The sequence below is a fragment of the Rhodanobacter sp. UC4451_H18 genome, from assembly GCF_052978225.1.
In genome coordinates this window covers 30,023-46,669 of record NZ_CM129663.1, presented here as the reverse complement: position 1 = coordinate 46,669, position 16,647 = coordinate 30,023, and the positions used below count along the sequence as shown (strand labels likewise).

The window sequence follows — 16,647 nt, the reverse complement described above, 5'->3', positions numbered from 1 at the left end:
TCGTGGGAGGCGCCGACGGATGGCGCCGCGATCGCTACAGCCCGAAACGCGCGGGTGCGTAGGGGGTGGCGTCGAGCAGCGCCGGCGTGCCGGCCAGCAGCGACGCCACCAGTTCACCGGTGGCCGCCGACATGCTCACCCCCAGCATGCCATGGCCGGTGGCCAGGCACAGATTGGTCCAGCGCGTGCTGGGGCCGATGATCGGCACTTCGTCGACGCTCATCGGTCGCCAACCCCACCATTCCTCCAACAGCCGGCCACCGGCCGGTTCGCGCAGGTTCGCGGCGGCGCCGCGGCGCAACGCCTCCAGACGGGTGCGATTGAGCCCGGCGCGGTAGCCGGAGAACTCCATCGTGCTGCCCAACCGGAAACCGTCGCTCCAGCAGGTGACGCAGACGGAAGGTTCGCGCAGGCTCAGCGCACGGCGCGGCGCCAGCGCGGGACGATCCCAGGTGATCGAATAACCCTTGCCCGGCTGCATCGGCAGGCGCAGCTCCAGTTGTCGTGCCAGCAGCGGCGACCACGCGCCCAGCGCCATCACGATGCGCTCGCCGCGGAACGCGCCGCGAGAAGTGCGCACGCCGGTGATTCGCGTACCGTCGGTGATGAAGCCCTCGATGCACGCACCGCTCTCGATCGTGCCGCCGCATTCGAGCACGCGGCGCGCCAGCTCGGCCGCGTAGCGGTCCGGCCGCAGCGAGGCATCCTGCGGATGCAGCACGCCGCCGGCCACGCCCGGTTTCAAGGCCGGCTCCATCGCCTCGACCTCGGCGCCGTCCAGGCGCTGCACCGTCACGCCGAGTTTTTCCAGCAGCGCCGCATGCCCCTTCTCGTCCGCCTGGCGCAGCCGGTCCGTGCGGTAGACATGCAAGGTGCCCTGCTCGCTGAACTCGCAGTCGAGCCCTTCGTCACGCACCAGCTCGCCGAGCAACCGGCGCGAGCGCTGCAGGATCGCCAGCCGCGCATGGGTCGCCGCATGAAAGTCGCGCCAGTTGCAATGGCGCGCGAAACCCAGCAGCCAGCGCAGCCGCGGCCCGTCCAGGCGCGGGTCGAGATACAGCGGCGCGTCTGCGTGGGCGATCGACCGCAACGCGACGCCGATCATTCCCGGCATGGCCAGCGACGCCGCATGGCTGGGCGTGATGGTGCCGCAGTTGCCGTGCGAACTGCCGCAACCGGGCGTGCCCTGCTCCAGCACGCGCACGCTGGCACCGGCCTTGCGCAGTTGCAGCGCACAGGCCAGCCCGATGACGCCGCCGCCAAGGATCAACACATCGTCGCGATCCGAATCCATCGACGGATTGTAACCAGCTGCGCCGATACCGCGGCATGGCCACAACTGCACCAACTTGTGAGAACTTTCTTCCAACCCATTGATTTGATAACCTCAGCCCGACTCAAGCCGGGACCCCGCCATGCGCATGGACCGAACACGCCGCGTCACGTCGATCGCCGCCGTCCGGCGCATGACGCACGCCTTGCTGCTCGGCGCCATGCTCGCGTTGCTGGCCGCTTGCGCCAGCGCGCCGCACCATCGCGAGCCGACCTACAGGACTTCGCATTCCGCGCTGGCCGACCTGCCGCCACGCGCACCGTCAGCCGCCAGCGCGGGCGAAGCCAACGACATCCTGTTCCGCGCGATCGGCCTGGTGGGCACGCCTTATCGCTGGGGCGGCAACACGCCGGCCGGCGGCTTCGACTGCAGCGGGCTGGTCGATTACATCTACCGCACGGCGGCCGGCATCGCCCTGCCACGCACCTCGCACGCCATGGCCTCGATGCGCGCGCACAAGGTGAAGCGCATGACCCAGTTGGCCAGCGGCGACCTGGTGTTCTTCGACATCGGCGGCAGCATCAGTCACGTCGGCGTGTACGTCGGCAAGGGGCGTTTCGTGCATGCGCCGAACAGCGGTGGCACGGTGCGGCTGGACGACATCGACGGGCCGTACTGGGGCGATCATTTCGCGTACGGGAAGCGGGTGCTGGATTGAGGGGCCACACGGGCCGGAACCCTGCAGGAGCGCACCTTGTGCACGATGCCTTTCGTTACGCGGCGAAGATCGTCGCGCACAGGGTGCGCCCCTGCACGAATTGCCGGCCCTCATCCGGACCTTTCACCCGCAAGAGGACTTCCGCAGGCCGCCCGGGCTACCCCTCTCCAACGCTCCCGTGGAAGGGAGAGGGCCAACGAATGACGGCGCCCGAGGGCGCCGTCATTGCCTTGATTCGATATCCCCTGCTCAGTGCTCCGCACTGCCCGGCGGATGGGCATGGCCGTGCTGGAGTTCTTCCTCGGTGGCCTCGCGCACCTCGCCGATGGCGACATCGAAATGCAGGTCCTTGCCGGCCATCGGATGGTTGAGATCCACGTCGATCGTGCTCATGCCGACCTTGTGCACGGTGACGGCGCGCTGGCCGCCCTGCTTCAGCTGCAGCACGGTGACCATGCCGGGCTTGAGTCGGCTGGCCTGCGGGAAGTACTTCTTGGACATGCGCTGGATCTGGCCTTCCTGGCGCTCGCCGTAGGCGTCCACGGCGGCCACGTCCACCGCGAGATTCTCGCCGGCTTCGTGGCCTTCCAGGGCGGCTTCCAGACCGGGAATCAGCTGGCCGTGGCCAAGCAGCACCCACAACGGCTCGTCGCGGTCGTGCGAGCTTTCGACCTTGTCGCCGGCCACCGTCAGCGTGTAGTGCAGGGAAACCACCTTGTCCTTTCCAGCTTTCATCATGTGTCTCGCAAGAGGGCGCAAACCGGCGATTCTATCAGGAGTGCGACCTGCCAAAGCGCGTACCGCGCACCTCCGGCCCCAGCCAGGCCAGCAGCGCCAGCGCGACGGCGACCACGGCCATCCACCCCGCCATCACCAGCGCATAGTTGCCGCCGCTGCGGTCGGCCAGCCACGATTGTGCGGTGGCCGTGCTCGCGGCCAGAAGATTGCCCAGCTGGTAGGCGAAGCCGGGCAAGGTGCCGCGCACGTCGTCGGGCGACAACTCGTTGAGGTAGGCCGGCACGATGCCCCAAGCCCCCTGCACCATCACCTGGATGAGGAACGCGCCCAACCCGAGCAGCACCAGCGAGCCGCCATGCGTCCACAGCGGAATGCACGGCAAGGCCAGCAGCGCCGCCACGATCATCGCCCGCCGCCGGCCGATGCGTTCGGACCAGGCACCGAAGCTCAGACCACCGAGGATGGCGCCTGCGTTGAGCAGCATCGTCAGCACGGTCACCGCGCCGACCTGCAGGTGCAACTGCGATTTGAGGAAGGTCGGATACATGTCCTGCGAGCCATGGCTGAACATGTTGAACGCCATCATCAGCAGCATCATGTACAGCAGTCGCTTCCATTGCCCGCGCATCGAATCGCGCAGGCTCCGCCGCTGCCTGCCCACCTGTCCCGCCTGCCACACCGGCGACTCGGGCACCTTGCTGCGCAGATACAGCACCAGCAACGCCGGCAGCACGCCAACGACGAACATCGCGCGCCAGCCCAGGCCCAGCACGTCGAATACCACCCAGTAGGCGATCGCGCCGAGAAAGTAGCCGCACGGGTAGCCGCTCTGCAGCAGCCCGGAAACCATGCCGCGGGAACGCGCCGGGATGCTCTCCAGCGCCAGCGAAGCGCCGATGCCCCACTCGCCGCCCATCGCGATGCCGAAGGCGAAGCGCAGCACCAGCAACACGGTCAGCGTCGGCGCGAAGGCGCAGGCGAGTTCCAGCAACGAGAACAGCAGCACGTCGAACATCAGCACCGGCCGGCGCCCGTAGCGATCGGCCAGCCTGCCGAACAGCAGAGCGCCGAGCGGGCGGGCCGCCAGGGTCAGCAAAATGCCCAGCGTCACCTCGGTCTTGTGCACGTGGAAATCGTCGGCGATGTCGCCCAGCACGAACACCAGCAGAAAGAAGTCGAACGCATCCAGCGTCCAGCCCAGGAAGCTCGCCGCCACCGTATGCCGCTGGGTGACATCGAGTTGGCGCAGGGGTGCAAACCATGACATCGCGGAACTCCAGGGAGCGGCCGTCGGCCAGCGCTGCGCACGGTATGCACGAGGCCGGCCCGCCACGCAACCCCGCACCGCCCCGGCAAGCTTGCTAGGCTGGCCGCATCTTCGGCACGCGGGACGCGCATGGACCGTCACACCCGGCAACGCATCGCCCGGCTCTATCAGGGCAGCCTGCAGCGTGGCTACGTGCGCGGCAAGCTGGCCAGCGACCCGGTCTACGCGGCCGTGGCGGCGCGGATCGACGGCACCGCATTGCCGCTGCTGGACATCGGTTGCGGCATCGGCCTGCTGGGCCAGTACCTGCACGCGCAAGGCCACCACCAGCCCTACCTCGGACTGGACCACGACCCGCGCAAGATCTTGGCGGGCCAACGTGCGGTGCAACGCGCAGGACTCGATGCCATGATGCGGCTGCAACAGGCCGACGCCGCCGAACTGCCCGCGCAGCAGGGCCATGTCGCCCTGCTCGACGTACTGCACTATCTGCCCGCCGTGCGCCAGCCGGCCCTGCTGCGGGACGCCGCCCGGCACCTGTCGCCGCAGGGCTGCCTAATCATCCGCAACGTACTGCGCGAGGCCAACTGGCGCTTCCACGTCACCCGCGTGGAGGAGTTCTTTCTGCATGCCTCCGGCTGGATTTCCGGCGGTGCGCAGCATTATCCGAGTGCCGGCGAATTGCGCGAGCCACTCGAGCAGGCGGGGCTGGAGGTGCGCATCGAGCCGTTGCGTGGGCGCACCCCGTTCAACAGCTACCTGGTGGTGGCGCACCACCCGCGCTGACTCCTGCCGAAGGGGCAGACGCCGGCGCGTCGAATCCGCTATACTTGCCGGGCCGTCGTCTTCACGATGGCAGCGGCACCTGCCGCCCCCCTTCCCTTTGCTTCGCAACACGGTATGAACACTCCGGGTTGCCCAGGAGTGTTTCATGTCCTTCGATTCGCTGGGCCTTGCGCCCGCGTTGTTGCGTGCGCTCGCCGATTACGGCTACGCCAATCCCACCCCGATCCAGGCCGCGGCGATCCCGCCGGCGCTGGAAGGTCACGACCTGCTCGCCGCCGCCCAGACCGGCACCGGCAAGACCGCCGCGTTCGCGCTGCCCCTGCTGCAGAAGCTCTCGACCAGCGGGCAGACCATGACCCGCCGCCCGCGCGCGCTGATCCTCACCCCCACCCGCGAGCTGGCCGCGCAGATCCACGAGAACATGCGCGACTACGGCAAGCACATCCACGTCAGCGCCACCACCATCTTCGGCGGCGTCGGCATGGGTCCGCAGATCAATGCGCTGCGCCGCGGCGTGGACATCGTCATTGCCACCCCGGGCCGGTTGATCGACCACCTGCAGCAGCGCACGCTCGACCTCTCCGCGGTGGAAACGCTGGTGCTGGACGAAGCCGACCGCATGCTCGACATGGGCTTCCTGCCGGCGCTGAAGCGCATCCTGCAGGTGGTGCCGAAGAAGCGCCAGACCCTGCTGTTCTCGGCCACCTTCGCACCGGCGATCAAGACGCTGGCGATGGAGTTCATGCACAACCCGCGCGAGATCTCGGTCTCGGCGCCGAACACCGTGACCGCCCTGGTCAGCCACCAGGTGCACCCGGTGGACGCCTCGCGCAAGCGCGACCTGCTGCTGCACGTGCTGTCGCAGGACAGCCGCCGCCAGAGCCTGGTGTTCAGCCGCACCAAGCACGGCGCCGACAAGCTGGTCACCTACCTCAACGCCTCGGGCCTGCGCAGCGCCGCGATCCACGGCAACAAGAGCCAGAACGCGCGCACGCGCGCCCTCAGCGATTTCAAGAGCGGCCGCGTCACCGTGCTGGTCGCCACCGACATCGCCGCGCGCGGCATCGACATCGAGCAGTTGCCGATCGTGATCAACTTCGACCTGCCGTCGGTCGCCGAAGACTACGTGCACCGGATCGGCCGTACCGGCCGGGCCGGCATGGAAGGCCTGGCGCTGTCGCTGGTCAGCCATGACGAATCCGGCTTGTTGTTCGACATCCGCAAATTGCTCAAGCAGGACATCGCGATCACCGCCGTGGCCGGTTACGAGCCGTCCGCCCCGCTGCGACTGGATGCCGGCGCGCCGCGTCCGAAGCAGGGTGGCGGCGGTCAGCGCCAGCAGTCGCGGGCACCGCGCCAGGGCAAGCCCGCCGGCGCGGCACGGCCGAACGGCTACGCGCCGCAGGGCCGCGGCGATCACGCCGCCGGCAACCAGCGCCGCCGCAACAACCGGCGCCCGGCGGCCAAGGCCTGAGCAAGCCGACACGCGCCGAGTCTCCCACGGCAGGAGCACGCTTGCGGGCGATGCTCTTTTCCTCGCGGCTCCGGGGCAACGGTATCGCCCGCGAGCGGGCTCCTACAGCAAGCCCAGCGCCCCGGCGTGGTGCCGCAGGTGGTCGTCGATGAAGCTGGTGATGAACCAGTAGCTGTGGTCGTAGCCGGCGTGCCGGCGCAGCAGCAGGGCCTGTCCGGATTCGGCGCAGGCCTGGTCGAACAGTTCCGGTTTCAGCTGCGCCTCAAGGAAGCCGTCGGCCTCGCCCTGGTCGATCAGGATGGTGCCGGGAAAGGTCTGCCGCCGCACCAGTTCGCAGGCATCGTGCGCGGCCCAGGCCGCCGGGTCGTCGCCCAGGTAACGCGGCAGCGCCTTGCGCCCCCACGGCACCTGGCTGGGGGCCACGATCGGGGCGAAGGCCGACACCGAGCGATAGCGTGCAGGATTGTTCAAGGCCAGGGTCAGCGCGCCGTGGCCACCCATCGAATGGCCGCAGATGCCGCTGCGCGCGAGGTCGGCCGGGAAATGGGTGCCGATCAACGCGGGCAGTTCGTCGACGACGTAGCTGGCCATGCGGAAGCGCGTCGACCACGGTGCCTCGGTGGCGTCGAGGTAGAAGCCGGCGCCTTCGCCGAACTCCCAGTCGCCGGTGGCGCCGTCGAAGCCGGTATCCCGCGGGCTGGTATCGGGCATCACCAGGATCAGGCCCAGTTCGGCCGCCAGCCTTTGCGCGCCGGCCTTGATCGTGGCGGTTTCCTCGGTGCAGGTGAGGCCGGCCAGGAAATACAGCACCGGACACTGCTGCCGCGCCGCCTGCGGCGGCTGGTAGACGGCAAAGCGCATGGGGCCGGCACAGGCATGCGATTCATGCCGATAGAAACCCTGCACGCCCGCATGCAGGCGCTGTTCGGAAATCGTTTCGATGGCCATGGCTTTGTACTGTCCTGGTCGCGCGAACCGCCAGCATACTTGGCCGCCACGATGGCAGCCCGTTCAGGCTTGCCGGCCACGCGCGTCGGCAGAGACTGGTAGAATCCGCCCCTTGCGCGTCTCATTCACGGCGCTGCGTTCCATTCCGAGGTTTCCCCATGTCATCCCCCACTCCCGACCACGCCCCGGTCCCGTCCGGCTTTGGCGCGCTGGCACTGCACCCCGACGTTCAGCGCGTGCTGGCCGACGTCGGCTACGAGTCGCCCTCGCCGATCCAGGCCGCCACCATTCCGCCGCTGCTGGAAGGCCGCGACGTGCTGGGCCAGGCGCAGACCGGCACCGGCAAGACCGCCGCGTTCGCCTTGCCGATCCTCTCGCGCATCGAGCGCCGCGCCGGCAAGCCGCAGGCGCTGGTGCTGGCGCCCACGCGCGAGCTGGCGATCCAGGTGGCCGAGGCGTTCCAGACCTATGCCGCGCACGTCCCCGGCTTCCAGGTGCTGCCGATCTACGGCGGCCAGAGCTACGGCCCACAGCTGCATTCGCTCAAGCGCGGCGTGCACGTCGTGGTCGGCACGCCCGGCCGCGTGATCGACCATCTGGACAAGGGCACGCTGGACCTGTCGGAGCTGAAATTCCTGGTGCTCGACGAGGCCGACGAGATGCTGCGCATGGGCTTCATCGACGACGTCGAGAAGGTGCTGCAGGCCACCCCGCCCGGGCGCCAGGTCGCGCTGTTCTCGGCGACCATGCCGGTGCCGATCCGCAAGATCGCGCAGCGGCATCTGAAGGACCCGGTCGAAGTCACCATCAAGTCCTCGACCACGACCGCGGCGAACATCCACCAGCGCTACTGGTTCGTCAGCGGCATGCACAAGCTCGATGCCTTGACCCGCATCCTGGAGGCCGAGCCGTTCGACGCGATGATCATCTTCGCGCGCACCAAGCAGGCCACCGAGGAGCTGGCCGAGAAGCTGCAGGCGCGCGGCCTGGCCGCCGCCGCGATCAACGGCGACATCGCCCAGGCGCAGCGCGAGCGGGTGATCCAGCAGCTGAAGGACGGCAAGCTCGACATCCTGGTCGCCACCGACGTGGCCGCGCGCGGGCTGGACGTGGAGCGGATCAGCCACGTGCTGAACTACGACATCCCGTACGACACCGAAAGCTACGTGCACCGCATCGGCCGCACCGGCCGCGCCGGGCGCAGCGGCGAGGCGATCCTGTTCGTCAGCCCGCGCGAGCGCGGCATGCTGCACGCGATCGAGCGCGCCACCCGCCAGCCGATCGAGCAGATGCAGCTGCCGTCGGTCGAGGTGGTCAATGATGTACGCATCGGCAAGTTCAAGCAGCGCATCAGCGACATGCTGGCGCAGGGCGACCTCGGCCAGTTCCAGCAGCTGATCGAGCAGTACGAGCAGGAACACAACGTGCCGGCGGTCGAGATCGCCGCCGCGCTGGCGCGCATCGCCCAGGGCGACCAACCGCTGCTGCTGGCGCCGCCGCCCAAGCGCGAGAAGTACGAGCCGGCCACGCGCGAACACAAGCCGCGCGAGCGCGACGGTGCCAGCCGCACGGCCCGCGAGCACAAGCCGCGCAGTCACGAGGGCGCGCCACCGCGCGAGTTCGCGGCGCGCCCGCTGCGCGCGCATGCCACCGAACAAGGCAAGCGCACCTACCGCATCGAAGTCGGCCACGAGCATGGCGTCAAGCCGGGCAACATCATCGGCGCGATCGCCAACGAGGCAGGACTGGACAGCCAGTACATCGGCCGCCTCAGCATCCGCGACCACTACAGCCTGATCGACCTGCCCGACGGCATGCCGAAGGAAATCTTCGAGCACCTGAAGAAGGTGTGGGTGGTGCAGCAGCAGTTGCGCATCCACGAGTGGGACGGCAACGACACCGGCTCAGCGGCACCGCCCGCACACCACGCCCCCAGCCACAAGCCGGGCGGCCACAAACCCGGCGGATTCAGGCCAGGCGGCGCCAAGCCGCGCACAGGCAGCAAGCCACCACCGCGCAAATAAGGCGCGCGCCCGACAGTCGAGGCCGCTCAGGCACTCTGCGGCAACGGCGGCTCGCCGGCATCGAAGGGGTCGAGCCAATCCTCCGGCTGCAGCACCGGCAAACCGTGCGCCAGGCGCGCCTTGTCGCACTGCGGGCTGGCCGCACCGAACTCCCACGAGGGCTGCACCTCGCGGCACACCGATGGCCGCAGCGGATAGATACCGCATTGCGCGGCCTCGCCCACCACGCCCTGCAAGGCGGTGCAACGCGGCCGTGCGGCCTGCGTGCCGCGCATCACGACGCGGTGCGGATCGAGTTTCTCGGTCAGCTCCGGCGGCACCTTGCCGCCCAGGAACGCCTCCGTCTCCGACCAATGGAAGGCCACGCGGAAATACGCGCAGCAGGCACCGCAACGCAAACAGGGATGCAGCATCGAATCGAACCCGGGCGCAGCTCATGGCGCACCCCGCGGCGCGCAGCGGACGATTCTAGAGCGTCCGCAACCCGCCGCACGGCGGACCAAACGATACGTTCAACACGCGCTCAGGGTTCACCCGCAAACGTGTTGCACTGACTCACGTCGCCGCTGCCGAAGCCGGTCTTGAACCATTTCACCCGCTGCGCCGAGGTGCCGTGGGTGAAGGTGTCCGGCCGCACCCGGCCCTGCGACTGCTGCTGCAGGGCGTCGTCGCCGATGTGGCTGGCGGCGTTCAGGGCCTCCTCGATGTCGCCCGGCTGCAGCCAGTTCAACTCGCGCTGGCTGTGGTTTGCCCACACGCCGGCGTAGCAGTCCGCCTGCAGCTCCTGGCGCACCGACAGGCCGTCGGCGCCATCCATCGGCGCGCCGCGGCGGCGTGCCTCGTCGACCTTGTCGAACACGCCGGTGAGCTTCTGCACGTGATGGCCCACCTCGTGGGCGATCACGTAGGCGCGGGCGAAGTCGCCGGACGAATGCAGCTCGTCCTGCAATTGCTGGAAGAAGGCCAGGTCGAGGTAGACCTTCTGGTCGGCCGGGCAATAGAACGGCCCCACCGCGCTGGTCGCGCCGCCGCAGCCGGTGCTGACGCCGCCGCTGAACAGGTGCAGCTTCGGCTCGACATAGGTCATGCCACTGGCCTGGAAGATCTCCCCCCAGGTCTGCTCGGTCGAATGCAGGATCGCGCTGACGAAGGCCTGTTGCTCCGGATCGACCTGGGCCGGCGTGTCGGACGAGGGCGCGTAGGACGCGCTGCCGCCCTGATCGAGCAGGGCCATGGGATTCTTGAAGAAGACCCAGCCCAGGATCGCGAGCACGATCAGGCCGCCGATGCCCATCCGGCCGCCACCGCCGCCGAAGCGCCGACCGCCGCCGTTGCCGCCGATCTCGACGTTGCTGCTGCTGCCACCTTTTCGCCAATCCATGATGTCCTCGCCGGGCGCCGTGAGGTGGCGCCATCGTGCGACGATAGCGCCACGCCCGCGATCGCGCCAAGCGGCACGCCACCGATACCCCATCTGCCGAGGACCACCATGACCCAGTTGCCCGCCCTGGTTACCCTGCTCACCATCCTGCTGCTGTTCGGCACCAGCTGGCTGGTGGGCCGCGCCCGCGGCAAGTACGCGATCAAGGCACCGGCCACCAGTGGGCACCCGATGTTCGAGCGAGCCTATCGCGTGCAGATGAATACGCTGGAACAGACCGTGATGTTCCTGCCCACGCTGTGGCTGGCGGCGACCTACGGCTTCACCGGCTGGGCCGGCATCGCCGGACTGGTCTGGGTGGCGGGACGGGTGTGGTACGCGGTGGCGTACATGGCCGAGCCGGCGAAACGCGGCCCCGGCTTCGGACTGGCCTCAGTCGGCTGGATCGCCTTGCTGGTGATGGCCGCCATCGGCGTGGTGCGCGCGATGGCGGTGGGCTGACGCGCTTGCCGTCAATCCGGCAACCCCGGCGCCACGGCGCTCAAGGCCCATACGCGATGTGGCACCGCCAGCGGCTCGTGCGGATGACGGCTGGCCAGCATCGCGGCCAGTTCCCCATCGAAATGCTTCACCTTGGCCGCATCCAGTACGGCGCCGATACCGGCGCTGGCACGGATCCGGCCGCGCCAGGCCTCGTGGCTGTAGGGGATGTCCAGGTCGAACGACCAGGTGCGCAAATCGGTGAAACCGGCCTCGGCCACATCCTTCAACCAGGCAGGATACAGGCCGCTGCCGCTGTGCAAGGTCCAGCCGGGATTGCAGGCCAGGATCAGCCGCTCGGTGTCCTGCACGATGTTGCCGTTCAACGGCAGCCAGTCGAAGTGGGCAATCAGCAAGCGTCCGCCCGGGCGCAACCAGCGACGCACCAGGGCCGCGGTGCGTGCGCGCTCGAACCAGTGCCAGCACTGCCCGGCGGTGACCAGGTCGAACGAGGCCGGCGGGAAATCCGCGTTCTCGACCCGCGCCCGCACCTGCTTCACCTGCACGCCGGCAGCCCGGTCGAGCTCGGCCGCCTGCGCCAGCAGCGGCGCCGAATGATCCAGCGCGGTGACCGTGCAACCGCGCAACGCCAGGCCCCGGGCGACCGTGCCGGTGCCGCTGCCCAGGTCGAGCGCCTGCTGGCCGGCGCGCGCCGTGCCATCCTGGAAGATGCGTTCAAAGAACGCTTCGGGAAAACCCGCCCGATGGCGTACGTAATCGTCGGCCGTCCTGCCAAAGTCGATAGCCATCGCGCGCCCCCTGATGCATCGGTTCCTGCCACGATGTTACGCCATGCGGCCGGTAGCGACCGTGTCGGATGGCCGATTGCGCGGGAGCGCGGCCACGGACTAGCGTGCTGCCAGGAACGCCGTGCCGCTGCGGCGCGGCTCGTCACTCGCCGCAGCTGAAGGAACCTCGATCATCGACATCCGCCCCGCCACCACCGCTGCGCCGACGGCCCCCGGACCGTGGATGGCACTGGGCTGGATCGTGCTTTATTTCGCCCTGCAGGCAGCCGGCAGCAGCGTGCTGGTGGTCCTGCTGGCCATCGCCACCGGCCACCTGCAAGACTGGCACGGCGTGGCCGATTTCACCGTGCGCATCCGCGAAACCCTGCGGCAGCCCGGCATGCAGGCGCTGCTGGTAATGCTGACGCTGGGCCTGGCGGCAGCCACGATCCTGTGGCTGGTGTGGCGGCGCTCGCCGCGGCTGTGGTCGCTGGCGCAGCCGCCGGGTTTCGGCTTCGTGCGCCCGTCGCGGCTGGGCTTTCTCGCGCTGGCGGTGGTCATTGGCCTGCTCGCACCCGTGCTCGGCGGCTGGCTGACGCACTGGCTGGCGCAAGGCCACCCGGTCACCCAGAACATCCAGCAACTGGGCGAGAACACGCCGCTGGGCTGGCGCATTCCGCTGATGCTGATGGTGGCGAGCCTGGGGCCGCTGGTGGAAGAGCTGCTGTTCCGCGGCGTGCTTCTGTCTTCGCTGCAGCCGCGTTGGGGTCGGTTCGGCGCCGCGGTGCTGAGTTCAGTGATATTTGCGACTGCCCACCTGCCCGGGCTCAACTGGCAGGTGTTCGCGCTGCCCGCCCTGTGGCTGCTGGCGATGGCGCTGGCCTGGCTGCGCCTGCGTTCGGGCTCGATCTGGCCCGGCGTGATGGCACACGCAGCGAACAACGCACTGGCCACGGCGGCGTGGTTCCTGGCGGCTCACGCAGGCTGACCCGCGATCAATCCGCAAACTTGCGCAGCGCCTGTGCGGTCTCGAACAAGGGCAGGCCCATCACGCCGGAATAGCTGCCGGCGAGGTGTTCGACCAGGGCCGCGCCACGGCCCTGGATCGCGTAGCCACCCGCCTTGCCGAATGGCTCGCCGGTGTCGACGTAGGCGGCGATGGCCGCCGCATCCAGCGCCGCAAAGCGCACCTGCGACACGCTGACCGCCGCCAGCTCGCGCCGGTTCGCCACCAGCCACAGCGCCGAGATGACCTCATGCGTGCGTCCGGCCAGCCGGCCCAGCATCGCCGCCGCATCCCGCGCATCGCGCGGCTTGCCGAACACCTCGCCGTCGAGCACCACCTCGGTGTCGGCACCCAGCACCACCGCGTCGGCGGCATCAGCGCCGAGCGATGCCAGCCCCGCACGCGCCTTGTCGTGCGCCACCCGCTGCACGTAGGCCAGCGGCGACTCCGCCGCGTCGCGACACTCCACCACCTCGACATCAATGACGGCGAACTCGACGCCGAGCTGCTGCAGCAACTGCCGCCGACGCGGCGACTGGGAAGCGAGATGAAGCATGGACAGTTCCGGCGTGACGATCCCGGCAGCATAGCCGTCTCACAGCCCCAGGCTGTACTCGCAGAAGCCCGATTCGCGCCGCCAGCCCAGTGATTCGTACAAGGCCTGCGCCGGCGCATTGTCCAGCGCCGTGGACAGCGACAGGCTCGCCGCACCCCGTTCGCGCGCCTGCTCGGCCGCCACCCGCAACAACGCACCCGCCACCCCGCGTCGGCGCGCCGACCGGGCCACGAACAAGTCGTTGAGCAGCCATGTGCGCACCGCGCGCACCGACGAGAACAGCGGGTACAGCTGGGTGAAACCCAACCCCGTGCCGTCATCGTCGCGCGCCAGCAGGATCAGCGATTCGCCGCGCTCGATGCGCTCGGCGAGAAACGCCCGCGCCCGCGGGAGGTCGGGCGACTGGCGGTAAAACTGGCGATAGCCGTCGAACAACGGCACCAGGGTGTCGAGGTCTGCCATCGTGGCGAGCTGGATGTGGGTTGGCATGGCGGGGATTCGGGATTCGGGATTCGGGATTCGGGATTCGGGATTCGGGATTCGGGATTCGGGATTCGGAAAACCATAGCTCGCCCGGGCCCGCAACGCGATGTTGCATGCATCCACCATCCCGTGACGGGGTACTTCGCCCAGCCGCAAACTCCGTTCGCCCTGAGCGCAGCGGAGTCGAAGGGCTCACCACGCCATGCCCAGGGAGAACGACGAAAGGGTCGGGCGAAACGACCGGGCAGGAGGCCCCACCTTCACCCCCGGTGATACGGATGCCCCGCCGCGATCTTGCACGCGCGATACAGTTGCTCGGCCAGCACCAGCCGCACCAGCATGTGCGGCAGGGTCAGCGGGCCCAGCGACCAGCGCTGGTCGGCGCGCGCCAGGACTTCGGGCGCATGACCGTCGGGACCGCCGATCAGGAAGGCGAGATCGCGCCCGCCCATGCGCCATGCCGCCAGCTGTTCGGCCAGGTCCTCGCTCGACCAGACCTTGCCGCGGCCATCAAGTGCGATCGCGTGGGCGTCGTGCGGCAAGGCGGCGAGTAGCGCGGCGCCCTCGTCCTGGATCGCCCGTGCATCGTCGCGGCCCTTGCCGCGCAGGCCGGGCTTCAGTTCGACCAGCTCCAGCGGCAGTTCGTGCGAGAGCCACTTGCGGTATTCGGCGAAGCCTTCCGCCACCCACCCGGGCATGCGTTCACCGACCGCGATCAGGCGCGCGCGCATGGTCCGCTCTCATGAAATGACACGCGCGCAGCGCCGCGTTCGCTTCCTCTCCCCTGCGGGGAGAGGACTGAGGTGAGGGGCCACTCCTGCGACGCACCCCACACGAAATTCAGCCGGCTTGCGCGGCGTCGGCTTCGTGCCCGTGGTCACCCACCGTCCACAGCCGCTCCAGGCCGTAGAACTCGCGGATGCGGGGCAGCATCACGTGGACGATCACGTCGCCCAGGTCGACCAGTACCCATTCGCCCTCGGTCTCGCCTTCCACGCCCAGCGGCATCACGCCGGCCTTCTTGGCGAATTTGCCGACTTCGTCGGCAATGGATTTGACGTGGCGGGCGGAGGTGCCGGAGGCGATCACCAGCAGGTCGGCGATGGAGGTCTTGCCGCGGACGTCGATCTCGCGGATGTCCTTGGCTTTCAGTTCTTCGAGCGCGTCGATGACGCACTTGCGCAGGGTGGCCGTGGTGACGGCCGGGGTGCTACGAGCTGTGCTCAAAAGGGTGGGCCTCGATGCAGGATCGCCGCGCAAAATGGCGCGGGCGCAGTATAACCGCCCAGCCGTGACGGCAAGTCAAGCCGGCCGCCCAGGCCGCGGCCATCAATGGGCGAGCGACCTTTTCGCCATCCGGTACTCGTGCATCAGCCGCGCCACCAGTTCGGCGGCCGGTTGCGGGCGCACCATGGCGGCGGCCTGGCCGCACCACTCGGACAGCAGGTCGCCACGCCCGGCCGCCGCCGCGGCGCGACGCAGCGGCGCGGTGAGCGCGTTCAGCACCGGATACGGCAGGCCCTGCGCCGCCTGCGGCATCGCCTCGACGAAACGGTTGCGCAGGCCACGGGCGGCGCGGCCGGAGAAGCTGCGGATGGTGGCGACCTGATGCTCCTCGACCCGTGGCAAGTCCTGCTTCCAGGCCTCCGCCGCCGGACATTCCGGACAGGCGAGGAAGGCGGTGCCGAGCTGGCTGGCCGCCGCGCCGAGCACTTCCGCCGCCAGCATGCCGCGGCCGTCCATGATGCCGCCGGCGGCGATCACCGGGATGTTCACCGCGCGCGCGGCCAGCGGCAGCAGGGCGAACAGGCCGATCATGGCGTCCTCGGGCTCATGCAGGAAGGTGCCGCGGTGACCGCCTGCCTCGGCGCCCTGCAGCGACACGGCGTCGGCACCGGCATCGGCCCAGGCACGCGCCTCGGCGACCGTGGTGGCCGTACCGATCACGACGATGTCGCGTCGGCGCAATTCGCGCCGCTGGGCCGGATCGATCACCCCGAACGCGAAACTCGCCACCGCGGGACGCGCCTCGCACAGCGCGGCGAACTGTTCGGAGAAACGTGGCGCCCAGCGCGCCGGCACGCGGGTGCGCACGTCGAGCCCTTCGCGCGCCATCAGCGCGTCGAGCTGTTCGCGCGCCCTGGCCACCGCTGCCATGTCGGCCTCGAACTCGTCCGGCAGCACGAACAGGCCGATCGCATACGGCCGATCGCCCAGCGCGCGGATCTGCGCCGCCTGGTCCAGGATCGCCTGCGGCTCCAGGTAGCCGGCACCGAGCGAACCCAGCGCCCCGGCGTTCGATACCGCGGCCACCAGCGCGGGCGACGTCGACCCGGCCATCGGTGCCTGGATCAACGGATGCTCGATGCCGAGCCGGCTGGCGAACGACGCGCTCATGCATGATGGCCTGCGGCGGAAATGATCCCAGTATCCACCGCCGCCGCAGGCAACTGAAGCCGGTCAGCCGCCGAAGCCGATCGCCTCCTTCCTCATCGCATCCCCCTTCATGGCGTTCTGCTTCATCGCGTCGTGCTTCATCGATCCGCGCTTCATGGCATCGTGCGGCATCGCGCTGCCGGAGCTGGCAGCCATCGCGTCCAGGGCAAACGCCTTGCTGGCGACAAGGGCAAAGGCAAAGGCGCGCGTTCATCGGTCATTCCCCGGGGAAAAGGCAAGAAGGGATGAAGCGGTCATGCCGCTCCACGCTCCCTTTGCCGCGAACCGA

Annotated in this window: 19 protein-coding genes; 6 read left to right on the top strand and 13 right to left on the bottom strand. The window is 69.2% G+C overall.

Going from position 1 to position 16,647, the window contains the following annotated elements:
- Positions 1 to 34 precede the first annotated feature (34 nt).
- A complete protein-coding gene (locus tag ACVCMG_RS00225; RefSeq protein WP_447106322.1) occupies positions 35 to 1,294 on the bottom strand; it encodes an NAD(P)/FAD-dependent oxidoreductase in 1,260 nt (419 codons plus the stop codon).
- 172 nt (positions 1,295 to 1,466) lie between these two features.
- Between ACVCMG_RS00225 and ACVCMG_RS00220 the strand changes: the two genes are divergently transcribed.
- A complete protein-coding gene (locus ACVCMG_RS00220) occupies positions 1,467 to 1,991 on the top strand; it encodes a C40 family peptidase (RefSeq protein ID WP_395121408.1) in 525 nt (174 codons plus the stop codon).
- Positions 1,992 to 2,240: 249 nt separating this feature from the next.
- Here ACVCMG_RS00220 and ACVCMG_RS00215 read toward each other — a convergent pair whose 3' ends face one another.
- On the bottom strand, positions 2,241 to 2,726 hold the full coding sequence (locus ACVCMG_RS00215) for an FKBP-type peptidyl-prolyl cis-trans isomerase (protein WP_395121409.1): 486 nt from the start codon (positions 2,724 to 2,726) through the stop codon (positions 2,241 to 2,243).
- A gap of 37 nt (positions 2,727 to 2,763) precedes the next feature.
- Complete coding sequence (locus tag ACVCMG_RS00210; RefSeq protein ID WP_447098627.1) at positions 2,764 to 3,996, bottom strand: MFS transporter; 1,233 nt, start codon at positions 3,994 to 3,996, stop codon at positions 2,764 to 2,766.
- 129 nt (positions 3,997 to 4,125) lie between these two features.
- On the opposite strand from ACVCMG_RS00210, the gene ACVCMG_RS00205 reads away from it, so the two are divergent.
- Together ACVCMG_RS00205 and ACVCMG_RS00200 are read left to right on the top strand one after the other, a co-directional pair.
- Positions 4,126 to 4,782, top strand: a complete 657-nt coding sequence (locus ACVCMG_RS00205) for a class I SAM-dependent methyltransferase (protein WP_447114627.1) — start codon at positions 4,126 to 4,128, stop codon at positions 4,780 to 4,782.
- Positions 4,783 to 4,927: 145 nt separating this feature from the next.
- The gene (locus ACVCMG_RS00200; RefSeq protein WP_395119237.1) at positions 4,928 to 6,256 is read left to right on the top strand and encodes a DEAD/DEAH box helicase; all 1,329 of its coding nucleotides are present in this window, start codon (positions 4,928 to 4,930) and stop codon (positions 6,254 to 6,256) included.
- 102 nt (positions 6,257 to 6,358) lie between these two features.
- Here ACVCMG_RS00200 and fghA read toward each other — a convergent pair whose 3' ends face one another.
- Entirely contained in the window at positions 6,359 to 7,204 is an 846-nt protein-coding gene (gene fghA, locus ACVCMG_RS00195) for an S-formylglutathione hydrolase (protein ID WP_447114626.1), read from the bottom strand.
- A gap of 158 nt (positions 7,205 to 7,362) precedes the next feature.
- On the opposite strand from fghA, the gene ACVCMG_RS00190 reads away from it, so the two are divergent.
- A complete protein-coding gene (locus ACVCMG_RS00190) occupies positions 7,363 to 9,228 on the top strand; it encodes a DEAD/DEAH box helicase (protein ID WP_447114625.1) in 1,866 nt (621 codons plus the stop codon).
- Positions 9,229 to 9,254: 26 nt separating this feature from the next.
- Here the strand turns inward: ACVCMG_RS00190 and ACVCMG_RS00185 are convergent, their stop codons facing one another.
- Entirely contained in the window at positions 9,255 to 9,641 is a 387-nt protein-coding gene (locus ACVCMG_RS00185; protein ID WP_447106325.1) for a YkgJ family cysteine cluster protein, read from the bottom strand.
- Positions 9,642 to 9,751: 110 nt separating this feature from the next.
- Positions 9,752 to 10,609, bottom strand: coding sequence for a KPN_02809 family neutral zinc metallopeptidase (gene ypfJ / locus ACVCMG_RS00180; protein ID WP_395119245.1), 858 nt, complete (start codon positions 10,607 to 10,609; stop codon positions 9,752 to 9,754).
- A gap of 108 nt (positions 10,610 to 10,717) precedes the next feature.
- Between ypfJ and ACVCMG_RS00175 the strand changes: the two genes are divergently transcribed.
- The gene (locus ACVCMG_RS00175) at positions 10,718 to 11,110 is read left to right on the top strand and encodes an MAPEG family protein (RefSeq protein WP_395119247.1); all 393 of its coding nucleotides are present in this window, start codon (positions 10,718 to 10,720) and stop codon (positions 11,108 to 11,110) included.
- An 11-nt stretch (positions 11,111 to 11,121) separates the two neighbouring features.
- Here the strand turns inward: ACVCMG_RS00175 and ACVCMG_RS00170 are convergent, their stop codons facing one another.
- Positions 11,122 to 11,898 carry a class I SAM-dependent methyltransferase gene (locus tag ACVCMG_RS00170; protein WP_447106326.1) on the bottom strand — a complete coding sequence of 259 codons (777 nt, stop codon included), beginning with the start codon at positions 11,896 to 11,898 and terminating at the stop codon, positions 11,122 to 11,124.
- A 121-nt stretch (positions 11,899 to 12,019) separates the two neighbouring features.
- Between ACVCMG_RS00170 and ACVCMG_RS00165 the strand changes: the two genes are divergently transcribed.
- The gene (locus ACVCMG_RS00165) at positions 12,020 to 12,865 is read left to right on the top strand and encodes a CPBP family intramembrane glutamic endopeptidase (RefSeq protein ID WP_447114624.1); all 846 of its coding nucleotides are present in this window, start codon (positions 12,020 to 12,022) and stop codon (positions 12,863 to 12,865) included.
- Between the two features lie 7 nt (positions 12,866 to 12,872).
- On the opposite strand, the gene ACVCMG_RS00160 is transcribed toward ACVCMG_RS00165, so the two are convergent.
- The 6 genes from ACVCMG_RS00160 to ACVCMG_RS00135 form a co-directional block, all read right to left on the bottom strand.
- On the bottom strand, positions 12,873 to 13,439 hold the full coding sequence (locus tag ACVCMG_RS00160) for a Maf family protein (RefSeq protein WP_395119251.1): 567 nt from the start codon (positions 13,437 to 13,439) through the stop codon (positions 12,873 to 12,875).
- A gap of 39 nt (positions 13,440 to 13,478) precedes the next feature.
- The gene (locus ACVCMG_RS00155; protein WP_395119252.1) at positions 13,479 to 13,928 is read right to left on the bottom strand and encodes a GNAT family N-acetyltransferase; all 450 of its coding nucleotides are present in this window, start codon (positions 13,926 to 13,928) and stop codon (positions 13,479 to 13,481) included.
- Positions 13,929 to 14,182: 254 nt separating this feature from the next.
- On the bottom strand, positions 14,183 to 14,653 hold the full coding sequence (gene rlmH / locus ACVCMG_RS00150) for a 23S rRNA (pseudouridine(1915)-N(3))-methyltransferase RlmH (RefSeq protein WP_447114623.1): 471 nt from the start codon (positions 14,651 to 14,653) through the stop codon (positions 14,183 to 14,185).
- A 109-nt stretch (positions 14,654 to 14,762) separates the two neighbouring features.
- Positions 14,763 to 15,149 carry a ribosome silencing factor gene (gene rsfS, locus ACVCMG_RS00145; RefSeq protein ID WP_395119254.1) on the bottom strand — a complete coding sequence of 129 codons (387 nt, stop codon included), beginning with the start codon at positions 15,147 to 15,149 and terminating at the stop codon, positions 14,763 to 14,765.
- A 102-nt stretch (positions 15,150 to 15,251) separates the two neighbouring features.
- A complete protein-coding gene (locus tag ACVCMG_RS00140) occupies positions 15,252 to 16,319 on the bottom strand; it encodes an NAD(P)H-dependent flavin oxidoreductase (RefSeq protein WP_395119255.1) in 1,068 nt (355 codons plus the stop codon).
- A 63-nt stretch (positions 16,320 to 16,382) separates the two neighbouring features.
- Positions 16,383 to 16,514, bottom strand: a complete 132-nt coding sequence (locus tag ACVCMG_RS00135) for a hypothetical protein (RefSeq protein WP_447106329.1) — start codon at positions 16,512 to 16,514, stop codon at positions 16,383 to 16,385.
- Between the last annotated feature and the right edge of the window lie 133 nt (positions 16,515 to 16,647).

Coding starts and splice junctions, on each gene's coding strand:
- ACVCMG_RS00225 (WP_447106322.1), bottom strand. CDS start 1,294: ATGGATTCGGATCGCGACGATGTGTTGATCCTTGGCGGCGGCGTCATC.
- ACVCMG_RS00220 (WP_395121408.1), top strand. CDS start 1,467: ATGACGCACGCCTTGCTGCTCGGCGCCATGCTCGCGTTGCTGGCCGCT.
- ACVCMG_RS00215 (WP_395121409.1), bottom strand. CDS start 2,726: ATGAAAGCTGGAAAGGACAAGGTGGTTTCCCTGCACTACACGCTGACG.
- ACVCMG_RS00210 (WP_447098627.1), bottom strand. CDS start 3,996: ATGTCATGGTTTGCACCCCTGCGCCAACTCGATGTCACCCAGCGGCAT.
- ACVCMG_RS00205 (WP_447114627.1), top strand. CDS start 4,126: ATGGACCGTCACACCCGGCAACGCATCGCCCGGCTCTATCAGGGCAGC.
- ACVCMG_RS00200 (WP_395119237.1), top strand. CDS start 4,928: ATGTCCTTCGATTCGCTGGGCCTTGCGCCCGCGTTGTTGCGTGCGCTC.
- fghA (WP_447114626.1), bottom strand. CDS start 7,204: ATGGCCATCGAAACGATTTCCGAACAGCGCCTGCATGCGGGCGTGCAG.
- ACVCMG_RS00190 (WP_447114625.1), top strand. CDS start 7,363: ATGTCATCCCCCACTCCCGACCACGCCCCGGTCCCGTCCGGCTTTGGC.
- ACVCMG_RS00185 (WP_447106325.1), bottom strand. CDS start 9,641: ATGCTGCATCCCTGTTTGCGTTGCGGTGCCTGCTGCGCGTATTTCCGC.
- ypfJ (WP_395119245.1), bottom strand. CDS start 10,609: ATGGATTGGCGAAAAGGTGGCAGCAGCAGCAACGTCGAGATCGGCGGC.
- ACVCMG_RS00175 (WP_395119247.1), top strand. CDS start 10,718: ATGACCCAGTTGCCCGCCCTGGTTACCCTGCTCACCATCCTGCTGCTG.
- ACVCMG_RS00170 (WP_447106326.1), bottom strand. CDS start 11,898: ATGGCTATCGACTTTGGCAGGACGGCCGACGATTACGTACGCCATCGG.
- ACVCMG_RS00160 (WP_395119251.1), bottom strand. CDS start 13,439: ATGCTTCATCTCGCTTCCCAGTCGCCGCGTCGGCGGCAGTTGCTGCAG.
- ACVCMG_RS00155 (WP_395119252.1), bottom strand. CDS start 13,928: ATGCCAACCCACATCCAGCTCGCCACGATGGCAGACCTCGACACCCTG.
- rlmH (WP_447114623.1), bottom strand. CDS start 14,653: ATGCGCGCGCGCCTGATCGCGGTCGGTGAACGCATGCCCGGGTGGGTG.
- ACVCMG_RS00140 (WP_395119255.1), bottom strand. CDS start 16,319: ATGAGCGCGTCGTTCGCCAGCCGGCTCGGCATCGAGCATCCGTTGATC.
- ACVCMG_RS00135 (WP_447106329.1), bottom strand. CDS start 16,514: ATGGCTGCCAGCTCCGGCAGCGCGATGCCGCACGATGCCATGAAGCGC.